General features: G+C 69.6%; 7 protein-coding genes. 4 read left to right on the top strand and 3 right to left on the bottom strand.

The genetic code is table 11. From position 1 onward, the window contains the following. Both ACFWFZ_RS10305 and ACFWFZ_RS10300 read right to left on the bottom strand, forming a co-directional pair. Positions 1–2,817 (bottom strand): hypothetical protein (locus ACFWFZ_RS10305; protein ID WP_387119453.1); only part of this gene is annotated, 2,817 nt, incomplete at its 3' end. Between the two features lie 204 nt (positions 2,818–3,021). Then, positions 3,022–3,450, bottom strand: a complete 429-nt coding sequence (locus ACFWFZ_RS10300) for an ATP-binding protein (RefSeq protein ID WP_387119450.1) — start codon at positions 3,448–3,450, stop codon at positions 3,022–3,024. Positions 3,451–3,579: 129 nt separating this feature from the next. On the opposite strand from ACFWFZ_RS10300, the gene ACFWFZ_RS10295 reads away from it, so the two are divergent. Then, positions 3,580–4,362: a Scr1 family TA system antitoxin-like transcriptional regulator gene (locus ACFWFZ_RS10295; RefSeq protein WP_387119447.1), complete on the top strand. Its 783-nt coding sequence runs from the start codon at positions 3,580–3,582 to the stop codon at positions 4,360–4,362. Further along, positions 4,359–4,607, top strand: a complete 249-nt coding sequence (locus tag ACFWFZ_RS10290) for a DUF397 domain-containing protein (RefSeq protein WP_387119444.1) — start codon at positions 4,359–4,361, stop codon at positions 4,605–4,607. The genes ACFWFZ_RS10295 and ACFWFZ_RS10290 overlap by 4 nt, the downstream gene beginning before the upstream one ends. A 15-nt stretch (positions 4,608–4,622) precedes the next feature. Here the strand turns inward: ACFWFZ_RS10290 and ACFWFZ_RS10285 are convergent, their stop codons facing one another. Continuing rightward, positions 4,623–5,240 carry a flavodoxin family protein gene (locus ACFWFZ_RS10285; protein ID WP_387119441.1) on the bottom strand — a complete coding sequence of 206 codons (618 nt, stop codon included), beginning with the start codon at positions 5,238–5,240 and terminating at the stop codon, positions 4,623–4,625. A 127-nt stretch (positions 5,241–5,367) separates the two neighbouring features. Between ACFWFZ_RS10285 and ACFWFZ_RS10280 the strand changes: the two genes are divergently transcribed. Both ACFWFZ_RS10280 and ACFWFZ_RS10275 read left to right on the top strand, forming a co-directional pair. Beyond that, positions 5,368–5,883, top strand: coding sequence for a hypothetical protein (locus ACFWFZ_RS10280; RefSeq protein ID WP_387119438.1), 516 nt, complete (start codon positions 5,368–5,370; stop codon positions 5,881–5,883). Positions 5,884–5,906: 23 nt separating this feature from the next. Beyond that, on the top strand, positions 5,907–6,161 hold the full coding sequence (locus ACFWFZ_RS10275) for a hypothetical protein (protein WP_387119435.1): 255 nt from the start codon (positions 5,907–5,909) through the stop codon (positions 6,159–6,161). Positions 6,162–6,178: the final 17 nt, after the last annotated feature.

The following is a 6,178-nucleotide window of genomic DNA, read 5'->3' as shown; positions in this document are numbered from 1 at the left end:
GTCCAGGAACCGCGACGGGCCGTGCGGCACGAACCGGCTTCCCTTCGCGGCCGGGACCGGCGCGGTAACCGTGTAGACCTGGGGCAGGTACCCGCGCGAGGGCACCCCTGTCATGTAGCCGACACCGTCGAGGACCAGATCGTACGCACCCGGCTCCAGGCCCTCGGCGTCCACCTGGACGGTCAGCTCGGTCCCGTCCGCGTTGACGGAGAGCGGCGTCAGGACCGATTGCTTGTCGCTCCCCTCACGCGCCAGCTTCAAGCGGGTCTTCAGAGTGAGCGACGTACCTCTGACGACGGCCTTGGTCTGCGTGTTCGCCGCACTGGTATGCGGGCTGATCGAGGTCAAGGTCTCGATCTCCGGCACGTAGCACTGGCCGCACGCCGCGCGCATTCCGTAGACGGCCGGCGTCGGGGTCCTGCCTGCGCTCAGCATCAGGAGGGCCTGCGCGGGCTCGGTCTCGTTGTCCGCCTCACAGTAGGCGCTGAACTGGTCCCACTGCTGCCTGCAGCTGTACTGGGGATCCGCGCTGTTCCACTCGCGGCCGTCGTGCAGGCTCACGGCAGGAGCAGGCGTGTTCTTGTCGGCATTGTTCGTGAAGCCGGTAACGTAAAAGGACTCACGCGGCTTCATGTCGACCACGGCGCAACGGGCGGTCGACGTCTCCGACAGCACTCCGCCACGCAGGGCAAAACCTTCGACCGACACGGGGTCGCCCGTGCATTCGGGTGCCCAGCCGGCAGCCGTGCCCACCTTCCAGATGTCCATGGCGCTGCTGACCGGCTGGTCGGCGTAGCGGTGGGGCGAGAGCACGACCGTGTAGGAGGTCGAGCCTGTCACCTTGCACGCGAGGCTGTTCACCTGCTGGCAGAGCTGCTTGCCGCCCGCGTCGAGGACCGTGAGCGAGGTGGAGGTGACGTCTTTCAGGTACCGCCCGGCCATCCGGTCGCCCAGCCAGAACTTGTCGGTCGCGGCGCCGCTGATCCGCAGGCAGCGGGCGTCCAGGGGGGCGCCGAGGACGATGGGAGTCGACGGACCGCCGACCTTGGTGGACGACGTGGCCGTGCACGTCGCCCCCGAGGAGACGTCCCGCCGGGCCACCTGGACGGGGTATCTTCCGTCGTTCTGCAGGAGCGCTGTGTAGGCGACCCCGGGAGTGAGTCGGCAGCTGACGGGGGCACCTTGTGTACAGGCGGCGGTACCCGACGGGTCGAACAGCTGGATCACACCGGACCGGTAGGCATTTGTGTCGACGAAGTCGACCACTTCGGCCGTGGAGTGCTGGTCGGCCGGCACGCTGAGGCAGGTGTACTGCACCGGGTCGACCTGCACCCCCGCAGACCCGTCGAAACCGGTTCGCGGCAGTGCGGCGCAGCCGGTGTGCTCGCCGGTCCGGTGGCTGGTCAGACCGTACGTGCCCGGCGTACCGCTGAGCACCGCCCTGAAGGGGGCGGTGCCGGTCAGCTTGCAGGTGACGGACGTGGCACCGAGAGGGCCGTTCAGTTCGCACTGCTCTTTGCCCAAAGCGTCGTTGACGACGACGTGGAGTCCGTTCAGGGGTGCAGGGTTGAGCAGGTAGACGCCGTTTCCGCTTGCGGTCGGCAGTGTCAGGCACAGCCGCTGCCCGGGGGCGGCGAAGACGGCTGTGACGGGACCGGCGGCCAGTCCGTTGTCGTGGGTCGCGGTGCAGCCGCGCGTCTCCTTGGCCGAGTGGAAGGACATCCCGTACGGCGGGCCATCCAGCACCTGCGTGTAGTTCACCCACGTGTAGTCGCCGGCGGTCAGGTCACAGCTTCCGCGCCAGCAGTCGTCGTGCCTTGACGTCCCGTCCGACGAGAACAGATGTCCCTGAGGCGCGTAGTACTGCGCGGTGACGACGGGACCGAAGGTGTACCGGGCGGAGTGCGTGGCCCGCATGAGCCTGCACGGCACGGTGGAGTTCAGGTCGGGCGAGGTGCCGAACACCTGCGGCTCCACCACGGGACACCCTTCCGGCTTGGAGAGCCGGGCGAAGGTGAGCTTGTAGGGATACTCCGAACCACTGGTCACTACCCGGAAGGGTGCGGCGCCCGTCAGCCTGCAGTCGAAGTAGTCGTAGTTCGGAGGGACGCAGAGCTTGTTGCCGTCACCGTCGTAGATGTCCGTGCTGACGAGCCCCGCGTGGACGGTGGCGCGCAGCATGTCGTCCGCTGCCAGGGACAGGGCGTAGCAGTCTGTCGAGCCGACTGGCACCTGCCCCTGTATGACCCTGGGGGCGCCGAGCCTGCTGTCGGCGGCGCTCACGCTCTCGCACGCGGCGGAGAGCAGAGCGAGGTACGAGACGGACAGATCGCTGTCGCCGGCCAAGGGGTAGTTGTTCGTGATCTGCAGCGAGTACGTCCCTGCCCCGTTCGTGGGGCAGTGGTAACTGCTCTCGATCAGCCGGCAGCTCACCGTGGTGCCGTCCGGCGCGAGCAGCCTGGTTCCCGGGAACGAATGGGGAGTGACGGCCCGGTAGCGGACCATGTCCTTCTGCTGCGGCAGGGTCAGCGAGAAGGATGCAATCTGGCCACCCTTGATCCTGCAGTTGACGACCGCGCGCGGCGCCAGCTCCGCAGGGCAGACCTCTGCCACCTCGGCCTGTTGCAAAGCACGCAGCTCGGCCTCGTGCTGCGCCTTGGGATCCCTCTTCTTCGGATCCGTCGTGGGCGGCGCCTGCGGGCCTGTCGGCGCGGCCTGCGGCGTGCTCGTCCCGGCCTCCTGCCGGGGCGAAGCGGTGGCGGACGGCTCGGGCGGCGCCGCGAGCGCAGTACCCGCCTGGCCCGTGAGCGAGGCCATCAGCGCCAGAAGCAGGGCCCCCGAGGCGAGGCCGTGTCCTCTGCCGCGTCTGGTCTGCGCTCTTCTGCCCTTCGGCAGCAATCTCATGAACCCCCCAGTCCAGGTGCACCCGGGCCTTGTGACGATCACGGCCTCGCGGGCAGGCGGATCCTACCTGCCAGTTCAAACGCGACGCACCGGGGTATCGGTGTAGAGCGTCGCGGCCTACCGCCGACGGGTCAGCTCGGCCCAGACCGTCTTGCCGACGAGGCGGTCCGAGACGCCCCAGTCGGCGGCGACGGCGTCCACGATGCGCAGGCCGTACCCGGATTCCGCCTGGTAGGCGTGCGGCTGCACGGCGGGGCGGCGGTCGCTGCGGGCGTCGGAGACCTCGACGCGCAGGAAGTCCTCCAGGAGCGTCAGCTTCAGCTCGAAGTCGCGACCCGCAACGGTGCCGTGGCGGACGGCGTTGGCGGCGAGTTCGGCCACGAGGAGCCCGGCGTCTGCGGACAGGGCGGTGGATTCGGGGAAGCCCCAGGCGTCGAGCTCGACGAGGGCCAGCTGTCGGGCCAGCCGGGCCCCTCGACGGGTGCTGGTGAAACGCTGAGTGAACACGCGTACGAGGGTCCGGGCGCGGCCGGAGGGTGCGGTCATGGCGCCAACATCCCGCCTGAGCAGGCTCGTTCAACACCACCCGGACTCGTACAAACCAACTGTACGAGTTCATTGCCTGGACAGGCGGAGTCACGGTGCGTGAGGCTGCCTCTCGGGGAGGTGACCGCCATGGTGAGTACCGACGGCAGCGGTGACGGCGAGGTCGAGCCGGACGACAACCTGCGCAGCTTCGGCGAGACGGTCAAGGCCTCCCGCAAGCGCGCCGGCCTGACCCAGGAGCAACTGGCCTCCCTGATCGGGTACTCGGTCCAGTACGTCGGCTCGGTCGAGCAGGGCCGCCGCCACCCGTCGCAGAAGTTCGTGCACAAGACCGAGGCGGTCCTGGACACCTTCGGCGTCATCGACATCGCCGCGAAGCAGCTGACGCGGCGGCGCGGCCTGGCGACCTGGTTCCGACGGTGGGCGGAGCTGGAGGAGGTGGCCGTCACCCTCAACACGTACGAGTGCCGGTCGGTCCCGGGGCTTCTCCAACCGGAGTCCTACGCCCGCGCCCTCATCGACAACGTCCCGCCCCTGGCCACCCCGGAGGAGGCGGAGGCACTCTTCGGCTTCGTCATCGAGCAGGCGCTGATCGAGCGGCGGACGGGCGGGCCGCAGGTCACCCGGGAGCTGATCGACCGCCTCCTGGAGTGCGGGGACCTCCCCAACGTGGACGTCCAGATCATGCCGCTGGTCCAGCCAGTTCACGCGGGCACCGACGGCCCCTTCCAACTCCTGGAAACCGATGAACACGAGTGGCTGGGCTACAGCGAGGGGCAGAAGACGGGCCGGGTCATCACCGACCCGAAAGCCATCAGCGTGCTCCACCAGCGGTATGCCAAACTTCGCATCCAGGCCCTCAATCCTGCTGACAGCACGGGCCTGTTGATGCGAATGCGAGGTTCCCTGTGAACAGCTCCGACTTGCGGTGGTTCAAGAGCAGCTACAGCGGAAGCGAGGGCGACAGCTGCGTCGAGGTCGCCCTCTCCTGGCACAAGTCCACGTACAGCAGCGGCGACGGCGACGACTGCGTCGAGGTCGCCACCTGCCCCGACGCCGTGCACGTCCGGGACTCCAAGGTGACGGCCGGCCCCGAGCTGGCCGTCGCCCCCGGCGTCTGGACCGCCTTCCTGGGCGGGGTCACCGCCACCCGCTGAGCGGCGGCGGCGCGGCTACCGCTCCCCGGTCTCCTCCTCGGAGGGGAACCGGGCGAGCGGGGCCTCGCGCTCGAAGAAGGTCTTCGCACGGGTCAGTGCGCGCTCGTCGTTCCTTACCTGGCCGGGACGGGAGCCGTTGCCGAGCAGAACTCCGCCGAAGCGCATCCGCAGGTAGGCGGCCGTGTTGTTGAGGCTGGCGATCATGCCGTCGGCGATGTCCTCTTCCTCCTCGGCCATGACCGTGACGCCCCACAGGGTGCGACCGCCCATCCGCTTCTTGAAGTCCAGGCCGGGCACCCCCAGCCAGCCGGACCAGTAGTCGAGGTAGCGCTTGGTGTTGGCGGAGACCGCGTACCAGTACAACGGCGAGGCGATGACGATGTCGGTGGCCTCCATCGTGAGCCGGCGCAGCTCCTCCTCCTGCTCGCTCACCGGCCAGGTCCCGTCCTCGTGCCGGCCGTCCTGGAAGTCGGGCAGCGGGTCCTTCGCGAGGTCCACCCAGCGCTGCGGAATGCCGGCGGGAAGCTGTTCGGCGGCGGCGCGGGCGAGGATCTCGGTGTTGCCCTCCGGCCGGGAGCTGCCGAGGACGAAGAGGAACGAACGGTCGGCGTCGTCAAGTCTGTCGGTCGTCATACGGCCTGCAACTTCCCCTGCTTGCGGACCTATTCCGTCCGCCGGCACGGCGGGCGAAATCCCCTCGACGGCGAGCCGGGCCGCCATGGACCATGGCAGCCGCACACATCGAGGGGAACGGATCGGCATGCCCGACACGCAGGCGCAGAACGCGGACCACTGGGAGTCGCTCCCGCACGGGATCCGGACCCAGGTCGACGGGTACGTCCTCCAGGACCGCCTCCTCCCCGCGGTGAAGCTGGTCTGGGACGCCGGGCGCGCCCGCGGCATCGGCCTGTACGAGGCTCAGATGGTGGTCCACGAGCGGTACGTCTTCCACGGCGACCGGATCGCCCGTACGCCCGAGTGTCCGCTGGACCTGGAGTCCCTGGCCGCCCTGACGAGCGGCCTGCCGGGGCGGGTGGCGGCGATCGAGGCCGTCTGGGACGGGGACACCGTCCACGACTGGTTCGTGAACCTCCTGGCGATCACCGACGACCCGGCCGAGGAACGGCACCTGGCCACCGTGTACAGCCGCCGCGACCGCGACCCGGCCGAGGCCGCCACCGATGCGGGCAGCGCCCTGGCGGACCACCTCGGCGTGCCGTTCCACTTCGGCAGCCCCGACACCCCGGACGACGAGGCCCCCCGCTGGCGGCCGTGACCCCTGCGAGGAGGCCGCTACCCATGCCCGGTCGGCGCAGACGCAAGCAGAGGCAGCAGCGGGAGGGGGAACGGAATCGGCCGGACACGGTCCCCGGCCGCTGGGAGCCGGTGTTCTCGACGCAGGAGCACGCGGAACTGCGGGAGTTCGTCCGCCGCCTCCACGAGGAGGGCACCGTCACGGACCCGTCCCGTCTGCGGATCGACCTGTTCTGCGGCCGCCACACCCACCCGTCGAGCTACCAGGTGAGCGTCTACGTACCGGACGCGTCCGCCTGATCGCGGACCAGCGGTAC

This window comes from Streptomyces sp. NPDC060232, assembly GCF_042726555.1.
GTDB lineage: Bacteria > Actinomycetota > Actinomycetes > Streptomycetales > Streptomycetaceae > Streptomyces.
The sequence above is the reverse complement of the archived record's forward strand: the minus strand, read 5'-3'. Positions and strand labels throughout refer to the sequence as shown.